This is a genomic window from bacterium, from assembly GCA_035370465.1.
In the GTDB taxonomy this organism is placed as follows: Bacteria; Ratteibacteria; UBA8468; order B48-G9; family JAFGKM01; genus JAGGVW01.
Genome location: DAOOVW010000024.1, coordinates 1 through 17,419, shown reverse-complemented (window position 1 = coordinate 17,419; position 17,419 = coordinate 1). Strand labels below are relative to the sequence as shown.

The window sequence follows — 17,419 nt, the reverse complement described above, 5'->3', positions numbered from 1 at the left end:
GGGATTTTAGGAATTGCAAAATGAGGAAGGCAAAATGAAAAAATTGGTGCTAAAGTTCCCCACTTAAAAAGAGATATCTCTTACCCAAAAGTTTCCCCTTTTAGAAAGGGGGGTGAGGGGGGTTTTTATTCCTTCTCCCTTGGGGGAGAAGGAGGGATGAGGGGGGATTTTATTGAAACCTATTATCTCTGTGAAATATAAGCAGATTTGAGGGATATTAAAGGAAAAAAAATGAAAGAAGAATATAAAAAACTTGAAGAAGTTGGATATGATACAGAAGAAAAAGAAAGAGCAGGTAGTTTTGTTCAGGAAGACAATAATGTTTTACTTGCAGGTATAAAAGAAGAAAATTTAGAAATTTCCTCAATAGAAAATGCACTTGAAAAATATCCAGAGGTAAAAGAAAAATATTTTGGCAAAGCATTTGAGATGTTTAATATCCATTATGATAAAAATACAAAGGGTGGTTATTTTATAAGAGTAAAAAAAGGCAAAAAGGTCCTATTTCCTGTTCAGGCATGTTTAATTTTAAAAACAGAAAAATTTAAACAAAAAGTTCATAACATAATAATTGTTGAAGAAGGAGCAGAGTTATATCTTATCAATGGTTGCACATCATTAAAGGCAGCAAATGAGGCATACCATCTTGGAATTTCAGAATTTTTTATCCATAAAGGGGGTTTTTTAAACTTTACAATGCTCCATTCATGGAAAAAAGATGTTGAAGTTGAACCCAAAAGTGTTGCAGTAGTGGAAGAAGGAGGTGTTTTTATTTCAAATTATATGAATTTCAAACCAGTTAAAAAAATAGTAATGTATCCAACTGCAATTCTCAAAGGCAAAAATTCAAGAGTAAGATTTAACTCAATAGTTGTTGGATTTCCAGATTGTTATCAGGATATTGGCAATAGAGTAATTTTTGCAGAAAGAGCCACATCAGCAGAAGTGATAAGCAGAGCAATTTCCTTAGGTGGAACTGTAATATCAAGAGGAAACTTGAAAGCAATATCACCACAAGTCAAAGGACATTTAGAATGTAAAGGACTTGTTCTTTCTGAAAGGGGGAAAATAATTGCAATTCCTGAATTAGAGACTGACTTTCAGGATGTAGAATTAAGTCATGAAGCAGCAATTGGGAAAATAAGAAAAGAAGAAATTGAATATCTTGCAAGTAGAGGAATACCAGAAGAAGAAGCACAATCAATTATAATAAGAGGTTTTATGAACACAGAGATATTGGGACTTCCAGAAGTTATAAAAAATGAGATAGACAAAATTACCTCTGAATTAACCCAGTCCCCCCTCTAACTCATCTATTAACCTACGAAGTTAACAAGTGTATGAGAATCAAGGACTTATGTCTCAAAAACATTTTAAGAATAATCTCCCCTCACCTATCCTCTCCCCTATGGGGAGAGGGAAAAAGAGGGAATTTATTTCCTTCTCCCCCAAGGGGAGAAGGCTCGCCCGTAGAACTACACTCGAGGGCAGGGATGAGGGGGATTTTCTTAATAAGAACAACGAACTAAGGTGGATTTTATTTAAAAATTCTACCCTTGTATGTCCCTCTCTCTCATTTACCTTTTTTCTTTCTTTGTTGTATAATTTTAATGAAGAAAAACTGCTAATTTTTAAAAGGTAGTATTTTTTAGGATGGGTGAAATGAAAGCAAAAGAAATGGAAAAAACAATGGAAGAAAAAATTAGAAATATAATTGTGGAAGTGCTTACAAAATCTAACATTACAATTGATGAAATAATTCTGTTTGGTTCTCGTGCAAGAGGCGATTTTAATGAAGAAAGTGATTTTGATATTTTAATTATAATAAGAAATAATGTAAAAATTAACCAGAAAAGAAAAATCTGGCAAGATATATTTAATGCACTTCATAAACATTTTCCTTTTACTCCCTTTGATATAATTATCAAGACATTAAATGATTTTGAAAGTGAAAAAAATGTTGTAAATACAATCTCAAATGAAGCATATATTGAAGGAGAAATAATATTTTACAAGGCAGAGAGATATTATGGTATTTAATAAATTAGAATTGTTGAAGAATAGATGAATATTTGACATATACGAATTTATCTGCCATTTTACTAAGGAGGTAAAAATATGGCCATAAAGAAAATTAAATTATCAAATTTTAAAAGTTTCAGGGATATGGAAATAAATCTCGGTAAATTTAATGTGTTAATAGGTGCTAATGCCTCTGGTAAATCAAATTTTATACAAATTTTTAGATTTCTCAAAGATATAAAAAATTTTGGTTTGGATAATGCCATATCTATGCAGGGAGGTATTGAATATCTCAGGAATATGAATATTGGCTCATCAGATAATTTTTCATTAGAAGTTATTTCAGATCAAGTATATATGAGACCTTTTATGGCGAAAAAACCAGAGAAAAAATTTATAAGAGCGGGGGTATACGAGACGATTTATAACTTTACTATAAAATTTAGAAAAAGGGGATTAGGAGTTGAAACTGAAGAGCAAATAGTACAAAAATTTAACATTGAGGTACAACAAGAAAGAATCGGTAAAGAAAAAAAGAAAGAGATTGGAGAAATTACTATTTCTAAGATCAATGGGAAAATTAATGTTGTTCCATCAAAATTGCCAAATGAAATATCAACGGATGATATAATTCCCCCTTTTTTAACAATTGAACAAAATAAACAAAAATCGCTTCTTTTGGAAAGAGTTACGTCTTTTATTATGCCGCCGATTTTTAGTGATATCTCAATATATGATTTTGACCCTAAAATTATTAAAAGAGCTACGCCTATAACTGGAAAAGCAGAATTGGAAGAAGATGGAAGTAATTTAGCCATTATTCTCAAAAATATTATAGAAAACAAGGAAAATAAAAGAAAATTTTTTAATTTAGTACAAGACCTTTTACCCTTTGTAGATAATTTAAATGTAGAAAAATTTGTAGATAAATCTTTATTTTTTAAGTTAAAGGAAACATATAGTAAGAAGGAATATTTACCCGCATCTTTAATTTCTGATGGAACAGTAAATATAATTGCTTTAATTATTGCTTTATATTTTGAAAAAAAACCAATAACTATAATTGAAGAGCCAGAAAGAAATATACATCCTTATCTTATTTCAAAAGTGGTAGAGATGATGAAAGATGTAACAACACAGGTAATTGTTACTACTCACAACCCTGAGATAGTAAAACATGCAGGTTTAGAAAATATTCTACTCATTTCCCGCGACAAAAATGGTTTTTCGGTTATTTCTAAACCACAAGAGAAAGAAGATGTTAAAATATTTTTAGAAAATGAATTAGGTATTGAAGAACTTTATGTACAAAATTTACTTGGGTCAAATATATGAAAGATAGATTATATTTTCTTGTAGAAGGGCCCGATGATGAGCGATTTTTTGACAAAATAGTAAAGCCAAAATTTAAAAATAGATATTATGAAATTATTATATTGAAATATGCAGAGAAAACGAAAGAGGGAGTTAAAAACATAATTCTTAGCATCAAAAAAATACCTATGACAGATTATATCTTTGTAGTCGATATTAACGATTCACCGTGTGTGACTGCCAAAAAACAACAAATATGGGAAAAATTTAGTTATGTTGATTTAGATAGAATAATTGTGGTAATAAAGAAAATAGAAAGTTGGTATCTTGCAGGGTTAGATAATGCAAATGCTAAAAAACTCAAGATTTCTTCTTTGGAGACAACTGATAATGTTGATAAGGGAAAATTTAAATCCTTGGTTGGTAAAGAATCCGACCTCAAGGATTTAAAAATAGAGATTTTGAAACATTTTTCTACAGAAGTGGCAATGGAGAAAAATAAGTCATTTAAATATTTTATTGAAAAATATAATTGTAAGTAAAATATGCTATTAAGAATTGTTAATATCAAAATGTAATCTTATTTGGGTTTTGACTTACACAGAATTTTATTTACTATTAATGAAATTTTGTATAAATTAGGGAATTAGAAGAGGAGGGTGAGTTGGTAGAAGAGAGTTGAGATGAGGTAGCCAAGAAAAATTGAAAATATAGCAGAAAATAATGCCCATTTTATTCCAATTTCTCTTTTTATAATAGCAATTGTTGCAAGACATGGGATATATAATAATGTCATAAGCATAAAAGAATAGGCAGATGCGGGTGTAAAATAATAGGGGAGAATTGTAGAAAGGTTGTTTTCTCCAAATAAAGTTCCAAAACATCCAACAACAAGTTCTTTTGCATATATTCCAAAAATTAAAGCAACTGATGCCTGCCAGAACCCAAACCCTGCTGGTTTTAAAATAGGAGCAAAAAAATTACCTATTCTTCCAATTAAACTTGTTTCTTTACCAAAATTAGATGGGTCAGGAAAATAACTCAAAAACCATAAAATCAACACTCCTACAAATATAATTGTTCCTGCTCTTTTTAAAAATACTTTTGTTCTTTCCCATCCCTCAATTATTACATTTTTCCAGTATGGAATTTCATAAGGAGGAAGTTCTATTATAATTGGTATTGATTCTTCTTTGAAAAAAATAAATTTTAAAATTCGTGCCATTAGAATTCCCAACAAAATTCCAATTAAGTAAATAGAAAAAATTACCAATGACTGATGACTTTTGAAGAAAATACCTGTGAAAAGAATATAAACAGGAAGTCGGGCAGAACAACTCATAAATGGTATAACAAGGATGGTTAAAATTTTATCTTTTTTTGTTTCTAATGTTCTTGTTGACATTATTGCAGGAACATTACATCCAAACCCAAGTATCAGTGGAATAGCACTTTTTCCATGAAGTCCCATTTTATGCATCAATCTATCTGTTGTAAAAGCAGCCCTTGCCATGTAGCCCGTCTCTTCTAAAATAGAAAAGAGTAAAAAGAAAAGAAAAATATTTGGTAGAAACATAACAACAGAACCAATTCCAGAGATTATTCCTTCTTCAATAAAAGAAATAAGAAATAAGGGGGCGTTTATTGAGTGTAAAAATAAAGATATTTTTTCTCCTGAAAAATGAAAAAATTTGTCTAAAAGTTCCTGAAAAGGTGCTCCCCATTTAAAAACAATCTGAAATATTATAAACATTATCAAAAGAAAAATTAAAGGACCTAAAAAATTGTTTGTAAGAACTCTATCTAAATAATTTGTAATTTCAATTCTTTTTTCTACTTTCTTTCTTGATAAAAGGCATTCTTTAACCATTCCATTGATAATTCCGTATCTTTTTTCTATTAAAATAACTTCTATATTGGGAATCTTTTTTTCTAATTGGCCAATAATTTCATCAATTTCATTTATATTTACTTTATTTTTTATCAGTTCTCTTATTCTTTCGTCTTTTTCTAATAACCTTAAAGATATAAATTTAGAAGGGTAGGGCAAAGAGATATTTTGAAGTTTCCCTTCAATTTTTGATACATAATTTTCTATTTCTTCTCCATAATTTATTTTAAAAAAATATTTTTCCCTTTTATCCCTTGTTTTTTCATATATTTTTTCTTTAAGGTTTTCAATTCCATATCCCTTATTTGCTATTGTTTCAACAAAAGGGATTCCAAATATCTTCTCAAGTTTTTCTATATCATATTTAATACCCTCTTTTTCTGCAATATCAATCATATTAAGAACAACAATAATATTTTGATTTAATTCAGAGAGCAAAATAAGAAGGTATAAACTTCTATCAAGATTTGAGGCGTTAGCAGTTAAAATGACAGTATCTACTTTTTCATTTGTCAGAAAGTCAATTGCTATTTTCTGGTCTTCGCTTTCTTCTATCAGTGTATATGTTCCAGGTAGGTCAACAACATTAAATTTTATATTTTTGTATATAAAATAACCTTCTTTTTTTTCAACTGTAACCCCGGGCCAATTTCCAATTTCCTGTCTTAACCCTGTTAGTGTATTAAAAATAGTAGTTTTTCCTGTATTAGGATTTCCACTTATTGCAATTGTTTTTTCTTCCATCGTAAATATTTAATAAGAGGTGTGTCTTTCATTCCATCTTGCTACTTACTACTTTTTAGTCAATTGGTTCAATTATTATATCGTTTGCTATTCCATTACCAATACCTATTCTTGTATTTCCTTTTTTAATAATTACAGGACCTGGCCCTGGTTTTATAACTTCAATAACATCTCCAACAAAAATACCCAAATTATATAATTTTTTTAATCTTCCCTTCCCACATTTTTCAATATTTACAATTTTATATATTCCTTCTTTTGTATCACTCAATTTTATCATTTTTAATATATTCCTTCCTGCTGAGTTATGATTTTTTGAACCTCTTTTATATTTACTTTATTTACGGGAGTATTATTTTTTGAAGATAATGAGGCAATTATCCCTGCTGCTTGACCTGTTGCCATGCAGATTGCCATAACTCTTATTGATGCCATTGCTTTATGCTCTGCTGAAATACATCTTCCACCTACAACAAGATTTTTTGCTCCAAGAGGTATAAGACATCTTGAAGGTATAGAATAGTAATCATTGATAGGTGGATAAAGTTTTTCTTTTGAAGGTAAATAATCCATATATTTATCGAGCATTATACAGTACTCTTTTGTAGAACATTCTTTTACACAGAGATGGACATTATTTTTTGTTCTTCCTAATGGGCAATGAATATCAATCATATATGTTCCTCTTGCAATACTATCTTGTGCTTTTTTCCCTGAAATAATGTCCTCGTCTATCAAAGTATAAAGCCCTTTTATCTGTCTTGTCTCTCTTATTCCTATATTGGCAGGCAGAGCAGATATATAGGCATTTTCAAAGCCAGAAACATTTTTCTTTAGAAATTCAAAAAGTTTAAATGTTTGTTCTCTTAATTCTATTTCACCTTTTGTTAGATCATTTATATTTGTTCCATCTCCAGAAAATCTTGTAATATTAAATGACCTTTCTCCCTTTCTTATTGTGCTTCCTTTTCCACCAAGTCCAGTGTTCCAAATTTTTAATTCACCTTTTTCTCTCAAAATTTTTAACTTTTCGCTCGCATCTTTTATTACTTCTTCTGTTAATTTTTTTTCATCTATTCCGCCTACTTTAAATATAGTCCCCATTGAGTGCATTTTCCCATCCTGTGGTCTTCCTTTTGTGCACTCAAAACCAGATAGATATGTAACATCAGCATCTCCTGTTGTGTCAATAAAAACATTACCTCTTATTTTTTGTATGCCACTTTTATTTGCAACTTCTATCTCTTTTATTTCTCCATTTTCTGTTTTTGAGGATATAATAAATGAATGATAAAGAATTTCTACATTTTGTTCTAAAAGTAATAATTCAGATGCATATTTAAAAATCTCTGTATCAAAAGGTATTCCACCTTTTTTACATGCACTTTCCCATTTTTCACATCCATCAAATTCAGATATTTTTTCAACAAGAAATTTTAAAAAACCAGCAACAGAAGGTTTTTTTTCAGATAAATAATGACCAAGTATTGGTCCAATAAGTCCAGAAGTTGCCATACCACCTAAAAAACCATATCTTTCAATTAAAAGAACGCTACTACCACTTTTTGCAGCAGCCCAGGAAGCAGAAATTCCAGCAGGCCCACCTCCAATTACAACTACATCTTTTTCCATTTTTATTCTCCTTTTTTAAACCAATAGGTACTTTCAATAAGATTTTGCAATAAAATTTTTTTATTTACTTTACTAAATTTTAAAACTTCAAATACCACTAATTCCCCAAAGGGAAAACTTTATACTTTTTTTCCTTTATCTCCTTCCATTTTCAAGAGAAAGTCGGGATATATTTCTCTATACTCTCTGCTTTAAATTAGTCCAGTTGATAGGTAATTTAAGAATAGACATTATTGTTAAAATTATTTTCTCTTGCGAATTAAACGAGCAGGAACACCTCCTACAATAGAATATGGCTCAACATCTCTTGTTACAACAGCACCTGCACCAACAATACTTCCTGTTCCAATTGTAACATTAGCAGTAATTACTGCATTAGCACAAATCCAGACATTATCTTCAACAATAATTGGTCCACCAGATGATGGTTTTTGGCAATACATGGGAATATCTGCTTTTTCATATCCTTCTCCAATAGTTGCAAAAACAACATGGGCTGCTACACATACACCCCACCCAATTTTTAGCCCTCTTCCTCCATACAAAATAGTATAGGGGGCAAAATGAGAATTATCTCCAATTTCAATAAACGATTTTTCTAAATTACCTACTTCAATATAAACCCCATGGTAAAACTTAATATTATTGCCAACACTCATTTTCTCAGGTTGATAAATTATTACTGAGTCCTCAATTATTACATTTTCTCCACAACTTTTAAATAATTTTCTATAGTCAACCATTTACTCTCCTTTTTATATGTGGTTCAGACAAAGTTAAATAAGAAATTTTATTTTTTTAACAATACTTTGTAATATTTAAGATTTCTTTTGCCTGTTTCAAAAAAGAAATTGGGACAAGGACTTTTATTTCTCCAAGTTCACCAATTGTTAATCCAGAAATTTTTCCTGTTGCTTCTTGCTGGATAATAACGGGTATCCCTTCTGTTTCAAGTTTTTCTTTAATTCTCCATCCCTCTAATTCTGATTTTACATAAGTAAAGATAATCTATTTTTTTATTCATTAATTTCTTTAACAAATTTTGATATTAAATCCCCAACTTCATCCGTTGTTAACCCCATTTTCCCTGCTTCTAAACTTTTTATATATCCTTCTCCTAATGCTTTTATAATTGCCTTTTCTATTAAATTTGCTGCCTTTTCTTCTCCAAGTGTTTCAAGCATCATACCACCTGCTGATATTGTAGCAAGAGGACATGCAACATTTTTCCCTGCATATTTAGGAGCAGAACCATGTATTGGCTCAAACATACTCACACCTTCTGGATTTATATTTCCTCCTGCTGCTATTCCAAGACCACCCTGAGTTATTGCCCCAAGGTCTGTTATTATATCTCCAAACATATTATTTGTCACAACTACATCAAACCATTCAGGATTTTTTACCATCCACATACAGGTAGCATCAACAAAAGCAAAATCAAGTTTTATATCTGGATAATTACAACTTAATTGACTTGCTGTTCTTCTCCAGAGGTCTCCTGCATAAGTTAGGACATTTGCTTTATCAACAACAGTTAATTTTTTCTCTTTATTTCTTTTTCTTGCATATTCAAATGCATATTTTATACATCTTTCAACTCCCTTTCTTGTATTTATTTCAAGTTGTGTCGCAACTTCATCTTTTGTTTCTTTTTTAAAATTTCCTCCTATTCCACAATATAGTCCCTCAGTATTTTCTCTAACAATTACATAGTCAATATCTTTCTCATTTTTATCTTTTAATGGACACCATACACCTGGATAAAGTTTTACAGGTCTTAAATTTATGTACTGGTCAAGTTCAAACCTTATTTTCAAGAGTATTTCTTTTTCTAATATTCCAGGTTGCACATCAGGATGCCCAACTGCTCCTAAATATATTGCGTCTAATTTTCTGAATTCATCAATTGCACTGGAAGGTAATGTTTCTCCTGTTTTTAAATATCTTTCTCCTCCAAAATCATATTCAATGAACTCAAATTTAATATTTTCTCTTTCTCCAACTGCCTGTAAAACCTTAATACCCTGTCTTATAATTTCAGGACCAATTCCATCACCACCAATTACACCGATTTTATATATTTCTTTTTTACCCATTGCATTAACCCTCCATTTTTAACAATTTCCTGTAAAAATTCAGGATATTTAGAAAATTTATAAATTTCACCATTTGTTAAATTATTTATTATTCCGTTTTCAAGGTCAATTTCAAGTATGTTTCCTTCATTAATTCTGTTCACTTCTTCCAGTTCAATAAGGGGAAGTCCAATATTTATTGAATTTCTGAAAAAAATTCTTGCAAAACTTTTTGCAATAACTACTGAAATACTACATTCCTTAATTGCTATTGGAGCATGTTCTCTACTACTTCCACATCCAAAATTTTCTCCTGCAACAATTATATCACCTTTCTGAACTTTTTTTACAAAGTCAGGTCTTATTGTTTCCATACAATGTGATGCAAGTTCTTTTTCATCAGTTGTATTTAAGTATCTTGCAGAAATTATATCATCAGTATTTACATGGTCTCCAAATTTCCATACCTTTCCTTTTATTTTCATCTTTTTCCTCCATCTTTATATTGTATTCTGCCAAAATTTTGGTTATTTATTTTTTCTCCCAAGTGGAGAAGAAAATACATTCCCCTCTTTTTTCCCTCTTCCCGCAGGGGAGAGGCTCGCCCGTAGGGCTTACGCCCGAGGAGTTAGAGTGAGGGGGTTTTTTATTTTACATTTTTCCCTTTACACTTTACATTTCCTAAATCCCCCTTAACTCCCGTTGTGCCTATTGAAATACATTACGGCACCAACTCTGCTTGTTAATCTTTGCTACCTCAGTCGGTTTATCAAAGTGGGGAAATGACGCACCAACTCTGTTTTTCTAATACTTGCTAATTTTCATGCAATATAGTTTTCCTGAGTATCTTGAATTAAGCCATTTTTGTTCAGATAATAATCTAAAAGATATTTAAAAACAAACTTCCCATTTTTATTTAAGTCACCTATAATAAAATCCCGTTTCAAAATGTATGAAACAACTCCTACCATTCCACTTCCACATAAAGGGTCAAAAATTAAGTCATTTTTATTAGAAAAGTGCTCTATTAGACACTGTAAAAGTTTAAATGGAAGTCGTGTTGGATATTTTGGCATATTAACTTTGTAGTCCCTTTTAAAATTTAAGGTAGTTAAATTTGGTTCTCCTATCTGGCAATGTTCGGTGTTGCATCTCTTATTATAAGTCCATTTTTCACTTTTTGTTATCCAAAAAATTTCATAAACATTATGGGATGGTTTTTTTCTACAAACAGGGGCAAAATTATACATCCAATACATCTTACTTCTTAATTTTAGTCCTTTAAATCTCATAAGTATATCTTGAATAATATTACTATTATTCCATCCAGAAAAAATCAATGCCTGACCATTTTCTTTTAAATTTCTTTTAATACACTCTAACAATTCCTGAATTTTTTTTCCATATTCTGATACACCCCATTCTACATAGCCATCAACTACATTTTCAGCATTTCTATGATAATTTGTAGGTTTTCCACTAAATTTAATTCCAAAGGGTGGGTCAGCAATTATTAAATCACTTTCTATTCCTGCCCAATCATTCATATTTTTAATAAAATATTTACTTAATAAATGTTTTATCATTTTTTCTTTTATTTCAATTGTTTTTAAATTAGAAGTATTTTGTTGAACTAAGTATGTTTTTTCATCATAAATTTTCATATATTTTCCTTTTTTTTCAACTTTTAATTACACCCAGAAATTGTGATATTTTTGCATTGATTTTATAACAGCAGCGATATTTTCTTTTGGTGTTCCCGGATAAGCACCATACAAAAGTAATAAACCACCATTTTTAGAACCAAGTTTTTCAACACAATTTTTTATATGGTTTTCAATGTTTTTTGGTTTACCAAATACAGTTATTTTTTGTCTATCAATGTCAAGGTCTATTGTTACTTTTCCTTTTGCAATTTTTTCAAGATAATCTAATCCATTTACAAGATCCTGAGGGTTTAGAATTGTTACTCCAACATCTATAAGGTCGGGAATAATATCAACAATATATCCATCACTATGCAAATAAACTTCAATACCCTTTTCTCTACAAATAGAAAAAATTTCTTTATAAGATGGCTTTATCAACTCCCTCCATGTTTGAGGGTTTATTGGAAGTGTGTTTTGATGTCCTAAGTCATCTCCAAAAGATATCATATCTGGTTTTAATTCGACTAATCTTTTTACTACATCTTTCCAATATTCAGTTAAAATTTTTATAAGTTCTTTTAATTTTGGTTCTTTACTTCCAATATCAATCATTAAATTATTAAAACCTCTTAAATAAGTAAGTCGTAAATAAAAAAAACCATGTTCAACACCTACTGATGAAAATCCCCCTTCTTTTTTTACTTCCTCTATTTCTTTTTTTGTTAATATCCAATCTCTATGTTCAGCAGGGTTAGGGGGAGTAAAATTCTTAAATAAATCCCATGAAGAAAGAGGATGTTCAATTACCTGACCATCAAGATAGTTCCCAGGAAAATGCCATATACATCCCCACTGGTCTTTTTTAAAATTTTCTTTTTCTCTTTCTAAATTTCTTGACACGTTTAAACTTACATCGGGATATTCTTTTTTTAGATTCTCAAAAAATTCAGGGTCACTATCCCAAATTGTTGCAATTATTGATACTCGTGCAGGAATTATCCCTTTACCTTTTCTTTGGATTATTTTTAAAAATGTTTCTTTTTTTTCCCAATTTTTCATTATATTTCGTCAGGATGTGTTATTTTTCCTTTTATTGCCGATGCTGATGCAACTTCTGGATTTGAAAGATAAACATAACTTTCAGGATGTCCCATTCTTCCAACAAAATTTCTATTTGTTGTTGCTATTGCAACTTCGCCTTTTCCTAAAACTCCCATATGACCTCCTAAACATGGTCCACAGGTTGGAGGTCCTATAACACAACCACTATCTAAGAAAATATCAATAAGTCCTTCTTTCAATGCCTGTTTATAAACTTTTTGTGTTGCAGGAATTACAATACATCTGACTTCTGGATGAACTCTCTTGCCTTTAAATATTTTTGCTGACTTTCTTAAATCAGATATTCTTCCATTTGTGCATGAGCCAATAAAAACCTGGTCAATTTTTACATTTGAAAATTCCCTTACATCTTTTGAATTACTTGGCAGGTGTGGAGCAGATACCTGTGGTTGAATTTCATTACAATTTATTTCAATTATTTTTTCATAGTCATTATCAGTATCTGTTTTTATCCAACTTATATCAATTTCCTTTCCACTAACTTCTTTTGTGAATTGAATTGTTTTTTCATCTGGAGGGATTACTCCATTTTTTCCTCCACACTCAATTACCATATTACAAATTGTGAACCTGTCATCCATCGGTAAATTTTCAATTACAGGTCCGGTAAACTCCATACTTTTATATAAAGCACCATTAACTCCAATTCTCCCAATGGTATAAAGAATAAGGTCTTTTCCACCAACATACTTGCTTAAATTTCCATAATAATAAAATTTTATAGTTGAAGGTACTTTCAACCAGACCTTTCCCATTACCATCGCCGCTGCGACATCAGTACTACCAACCCCTGTTGAAAAAGCACCAACTGCTCCATAAGTGCATGTATGACTATCTGCTCCTATAATTAAATTTCCAGGCAGTGTAAGTCCTTCTTCTGGTAAAAGAGCGTGTTCAACTCCAACTTTCCCTATTTCATAAAATCTTACTTTATATTTTTTGGCGAAATTTCTAAGTGTTTTGACAAGTTCTGCACTTTTTATATCTTTACAGGGGGTAAAATGGTCAGGAACAAGAACAATTTTTTCTGATGAAAACACATCTTTTGCTCCAATTTTTTCGAATTCATTTATTGCCAGAGGTCCTGTTACATCATTTGCTAAAATTATGTCCACATTACCTTCAACAAATTCACCTGGTAAGACATCACTTTTATCACAGTGTTTTGCGATAATTTTTTGTGTTATTGTCATTTTATGTCCCTTTGTATGCTTTTTTAATAAGGTCCTTTTTTGAAATATAATAGTTTATTGCAGTTATATATGCTTTTGCACTTGCTTCAATAACATCAGTACTTACTCCTTTCCCAGAAGTTCTTATTCCATCTATTTCTAATGTAACAACAACTTCTCCCTGAGCGTCTTTTCCACCAGTAATTGCGTTTATTTTATATTCTTTCAAAGTTGGAGTGAGTCCTGTAATTCTATCTATTGCTCTATAAATAGCTTCAACTGGTCCATCTCCACTTGAAGCATCTTCATAAATTTTCCCTTCTTTTTCTAAACGAACAGTTGCACTTGGAATTGTTGATGTACCAGAAATAATATGAAAATAAACAAGAGAATAAAATGGTTTTAATGGTGTTAACTCTTCTTCTGCTATAACTATAAGGTCTATATCTGTTATTTCTTTCTTTTTATCTGATAATTGTTTAAACCTTTGAAAGACCTTTTCAAGTTCACTATTTTTTATATCAAACCCTAAATCCTGTAATCTTGATTTTAAAGCATGTCTTCCTGAATGTTTTCCAAGAACAAGTTGGTCTCCTTGCAATCCAATCAGTTCAGGACTCATTATTTCATAAGTTCCTCTATATTTTAAAACACCATCCTGATGAATTCCTGCTTCATGTCTGAAAGCATTTTCTCCAACTATTGCTTTATTTGGTTGAACTGGTATCCCTGTTAAAGAAGAAACAAGTCGGCTTGTTTTATATATTTCTTTTGTGTTTATATCAGTTGTAAATTTGAAATAATCTTCTCTTACTTTGAGATTCATAACAATTTCTTCAAGTGAAGCATTTCCTGCTCTTTCTCCAATACCATTTATTGTGCATTCTATCTGTTTTGCTCCATTTAAAATAGCAGAAAGTGAATTTGCAACTGCAAGTCCAAGGTCATTGTGGCAGTGAACACTTAAAATTATATCATCTGGTAAATTTTCTTTAAGCATTTTTATCATTTCTCCAAATTCCCATGGATTTGAATAACCAACAGTATCTGGAATATTTATTGTTTTTGCTCCTTCTTCAATAACTGCTTTTGATACCTCAATTAGAAAGTCAATTTCTGTTCTTGAAGCATCCTCCGGTGAAAATTCAATATCATCAATAAATTTTTTTGCATATCTAACTGATTCTTTTGCAATTCTGACGATTTCACTTTTTGCTTTATTTAATTTATATTTTCTATGTATTTCAGATGTTGCAAGAAACAAATGGAGTCGTGGTTTATTTGCTTTTTCAAGTGATTTTAGAGCAACATCAATATCTTGATTTTTACATCTTGCAAGAGCACATACACTGCTTTTTTTAATTTTTTCTCCTATTTCTTTTACTGCCTTTGCGTCATCTTCCGATGCAATTGGAAAACCACCTTCAATAATATCAACTCCTAATTTTTCAAGTTGAAAAGATATTTTTAATTTCTCTTCACTTGTTAAACTCGCCCCTGGAGATTGTTCACCATCTCTCAAAGTTGTATCAAAAATTACAATTTTTTCCATTTTTTCCTCCAATGATTTATCATACCACACAAGAGGTATTTTTGGCAATAATAATTGACGAAAATTTTTAAAAAATTTATAATAAATAATATGAAAAAGATATTTTTTCTATTATTAATTTTTGTAATATTAACTGGATGTCAGAAAAAAAAGGAAAATTATAATTTACCATTGAGCGATAAAGAAATTGAAGAATGTCTTAATTTTGGAAAAGATAATTTCTCTTTAAGTTATACTGAATTTACTGAAAATTGGGCAGTGAACCTTGGATATGATTATGGAAAGGGCAGGGCGATTTTAATTACCCCATTTTTAAAAGTTGCTTTAATAGGAAAAAAAGCAGCAGAAAATAATGAGAAAGTTGATATTGATATGGTTGAAAAAATTCTTGCAAAAGAAAATGATAAAATATCTTTTGAAGTTACTCTTTTTGGTAATTATCCTCAATTTGGGAGGACTGTAAACGCAAAGTTGAAATATAAAGATAAAGAATTTTCACCCACTTATTGTTTTTTCCCAAAATTTTCACAAGTGGCAAGAGATTATACTCAGATAGTAACAGGGAAAATTGTATTTCCTAAAGATGATATACCAGATGATGCCCAAATTTCTCTTATTGTATCTTTTAAACCATTTGAAAATGAAAAAGAAGAAACATGCACATTTGATTTTGACCTTAAAAGATTAAAATAAATGAAATCAAAACTAAATTATAAATAATATGTGGTAAAAATATAAGAAAAAGTCCGATTTTAAAATTAATTGATTTATTTAAAAATAAAATTACAATTGCGAGCAAAAAAGCTGAGAAATCAAGAATTAGTGGTTCTGTTTTTCCTGGATACTTGCCAACAACCCTTAAAATAAACCCTGTCAAAAAACCAACAATACAGAAAATATAAAGAATAAATTGAGAAATGAATTTATTTACTATTAAACCAGCAAAATATATAAAACACCATTTTATAAGAATTTTTAAATTTGACATATAAATATTATACTACATTAAAGAAAAAGGAAACTGAGATGAAAAGAATTTACTTAAATAGAAATGATTGGTTAATTGAAAAAGATAATGTGAAAATTAGAGGGGAGACATATCATTATTTAAAAAATGTTTTAAGAATGAAACCAAATGATATTTTTGCTGGATTTGATGGTTCCGGAAAAGAATATTTAATTGAAGTTTCAAAAATGGTTAAAGGAATTATTTATGGGAAAATAATAAAAGCAGAGAAAAAATTTGATATAGAAACACCTTTTGATATTTGTTTATTTCAGGCAGTTCCAAAAGGAAAAAAGATGGAACAAATAGTAGAAGGGACTGCCCAATTAGGAGTAAAAAAAATTTATCCTGTTATAAGTAAAAGAGTTATTGTTAATATTGAAGATAAAAAAAAAGAAGAAAAGAAAATAGAAAGATGGAAAAAGGTTTGCCAACAGGCAAGCAAAGTATCAGGAAGAGTGATAGTTCCTGATGTGGTTTCTTTTATGAATTTCAATGATGCAATCAAAATACAGAAAGATATAGGAATTGTTTTCTGGGAAGGGGAAAGTAGAATTTTAAGAGATATTATAGTTGAAGAAAAAATAAAAATTACAGAAAATAAAAAAATTCACATTTTTATTGGACCAGAAGGTGGGTTTGATGAAGAAGAAATTTCATTAGCAAAAGAAAATAATTTTTTAATTTCTTCATTGGGAAAAAGAATTTTAAAGGTAGAAATTGCTTCTATTGTAGCAACTGCAATTGTAATTTATGAATTTGAACAAATACTGAAATGAACTTATTATGGATTTTTTTTACATCTTTTTTTGTTGCTTTTTCTGGTGCTTTGTCCCCTGGTCCTCTTCTCGCTGTTACGATTGTTGAAACATATAAAAATGGGGTAAAAACTGGACCATTGCTTATTTCAGGACATGCTTTTCTTGAATTTCTGTTAATTTCAATATTTTTTACAGGAATAACTCAATTTTTAAAAAATCAACTTGTTTTTAAAATTGTTGCTTTTTTCGGTTGTTTGGTTCTTATTTATATGGGATTTAGTATGCTTATAAAAAAGGGCCTGTATATGAAAGAAAAGGGGGGAAAGAAAAATTTCTCTCTACCATTGAAAGGAATTATTGCCTCTCTTTCAAACCCTTACTGGTTTTTGTGGTGGTTAACTATTGGATTAACATATTTCACTATTTCTTTGAAATTTGGAGTAAAAGGTGTTTTTTTATTTTTTGTTGGGCATATT

18 protein-coding genes are annotated in these 17,419 nt (G+C 29.9%); 7 read left to right on the top strand and 11 right to left on the bottom strand.

Going from position 1 to position 17,419, the window contains the following annotated elements:
* The first annotated feature begins 231 nt into the window (after window positions 1-231).
* The 4 genes from PLW95_04670 (at window position 232) to PLW95_04655 (ending at window position 3,878) form a co-directional block, all read left to right on the top strand.
* Entirely contained in the window at window positions 232-1,308 is a 1,077-nt protein-coding gene (locus tag PLW95_04670; protein HOV21957.1) for a SufD family Fe-S cluster assembly protein, read from the top strand.
* A 354-nt stretch (window positions 1,309-1,662) separates the two neighbouring features.
* Window positions 1,663-2,040 carry a nucleotidyltransferase domain-containing protein gene (locus PLW95_04665; GenBank protein HOV21956.1) on the top strand — a complete coding sequence of 126 codons (378 nt, stop codon included), beginning with the start codon at window positions 1,663-1,665 and terminating at the stop codon, window positions 2,038-2,040.
* Between the two features lie 78 nt (window positions 2,041-2,118).
* Window positions 2,119-3,357 carry an AAA family ATPase gene (locus PLW95_04660; protein HOV21955.1) on the top strand — a complete coding sequence of 413 codons (1,239 nt, stop codon included), beginning with the start codon at window positions 2,119-2,121 and terminating at the stop codon, window positions 3,355-3,357.
* A complete protein-coding gene (locus PLW95_04655; protein HOV21954.1) occupies window positions 3,354-3,878 on the top strand; it encodes a hypothetical protein in 525 nt (174 codons plus the stop codon). Before PLW95_04660 ends, PLW95_04655 begins: the two co-directional genes overlap by 4 nt.
* 104 nt (window positions 3,879-3,982) lie before the next feature.
* Here the strand turns inward: PLW95_04655 and feoB are convergent, their stop codons facing one another.
* From feoB to PLW95_04605, 10 genes are all read right to left on the bottom strand, one after another.
* Window positions 3,983-5,971: a ferrous iron transport protein B gene (gene feoB, locus PLW95_04650; GenBank protein ID HOV21953.1), complete on the bottom strand. Its 1,989-nt coding sequence runs from the start codon at window positions 5,969-5,971 to the stop codon at window positions 3,983-3,985.
* Window positions 5,972-6,026: 55 nt separating this feature from the next.
* Entirely contained in the window at window positions 6,027-6,251 is a 225-nt protein-coding gene (locus tag PLW95_04645; GenBank protein ID HOV21952.1) for a FeoA family protein, read from the bottom strand.
* Between the two features lie 2 nt (window positions 6,252-6,253).
* Complete coding sequence (locus tag PLW95_04640) at window positions 6,254-7,603, bottom strand: FAD-dependent oxidoreductase (GenBank protein HOV21951.1); 1,350 nt, start codon at window positions 7,601-7,603, stop codon at window positions 6,254-6,256.
* A 242-nt stretch (window positions 7,604-7,845) separates the two neighbouring features.
* Complete coding sequence (locus PLW95_04635) at window positions 7,846-8,346, bottom strand: acyltransferase (GenBank protein ID HOV21950.1); 501 nt, start codon at window positions 8,344-8,346, stop codon at window positions 7,846-7,848.
* Window positions 8,347-8,619: 273 nt separating this feature from the next.
* Entirely contained in the window at window positions 8,620-9,702 is a 1,083-nt protein-coding gene (locus tag PLW95_04630; GenBank protein ID HOV21949.1) for a 3-isopropylmalate dehydrogenase, read from the bottom strand.
* Window positions 9,669-10,166 carry a 3-isopropylmalate dehydratase small subunit gene (gene leuD, locus PLW95_04625; protein HOV21948.1) on the bottom strand — a complete coding sequence of 166 codons (498 nt, stop codon included), beginning with the start codon at window positions 10,164-10,166 and terminating at the stop codon, window positions 9,669-9,671. The genes PLW95_04630 and leuD overlap by 34 nt, the downstream gene beginning before the upstream one ends.
* 336 nt (window positions 10,167-10,502) lie before the next feature.
* Window positions 10,503-11,345 carry a site-specific DNA-methyltransferase gene (locus PLW95_04620; protein ID HOV21947.1) on the bottom strand — a complete coding sequence of 281 codons (843 nt, stop codon included), beginning with the start codon at window positions 11,343-11,345 and terminating at the stop codon, window positions 10,503-10,505.
* A 27-nt stretch (window positions 11,346-11,372) separates the two neighbouring features.
* The gene (locus PLW95_04615) at window positions 11,373-12,389 is read right to left on the bottom strand and encodes a uroporphyrinogen decarboxylase family protein (protein ID HOV21946.1); all 1,017 of its coding nucleotides are present in this window, start codon (window positions 12,387-12,389) and stop codon (window positions 11,373-11,375) included.
* Entirely contained in the window at window positions 12,389-13,645 is a 1,257-nt protein-coding gene (gene leuC / locus PLW95_04610) for a 3-isopropylmalate dehydratase large subunit (protein ID HOV21945.1), read from the bottom strand. The genes PLW95_04615 and leuC overlap by 1 nt, the downstream gene beginning before the upstream one ends.
* Window position 13,646: 1 nt before the next feature.
* On the bottom strand, window positions 13,647-15,176 hold the full coding sequence (locus PLW95_04605; protein ID HOV21944.1) for a 2-isopropylmalate synthase: 1,530 nt from the start codon (window positions 15,174-15,176) through the stop codon (window positions 13,647-13,649).
* Window positions 15,177-15,266: 90 nt separating this feature from the next.
* Between PLW95_04605 and PLW95_04600 the strand changes: the two genes are divergently transcribed.
* Window positions 15,267-15,869: a membrane lipoprotein lipid attachment site-containing protein gene (locus PLW95_04600; GenBank protein ID HOV21943.1), complete on the top strand. Its 603-nt coding sequence runs from the start codon at window positions 15,267-15,269 to the stop codon at window positions 15,867-15,869.
* Here the strand turns inward: PLW95_04600 and PLW95_04595 are convergent.
* A complete protein-coding gene (locus tag PLW95_04595; GenBank protein ID HOV21942.1) occupies window positions 15,853-16,164 on the bottom strand; it encodes a hypothetical protein in 312 nt (103 codons plus the stop codon). The genes PLW95_04600 and PLW95_04595 overlap by 17 nt on opposite strands.
* A 38-nt stretch (window positions 16,165-16,202) precedes the next feature.
* On the opposite strand from PLW95_04595, the gene PLW95_04590 reads away from it, so the two are divergent.
* The gene (locus PLW95_04590; protein HOV21941.1) at window positions 16,203-16,961 is read left to right on the top strand and encodes an RsmE family RNA methyltransferase; all 759 of its coding nucleotides are present in this window, start codon (window positions 16,203-16,205) and stop codon (window positions 16,959-16,961) included.
* Window positions 16,958-17,419 (top strand): LysE family transporter (locus PLW95_04585; protein ID HOV21940.1); only part of this gene is annotated, 462 nt, incomplete at its 3' end. The genes PLW95_04590 and PLW95_04585, both read left to right, overlap by 4 nt.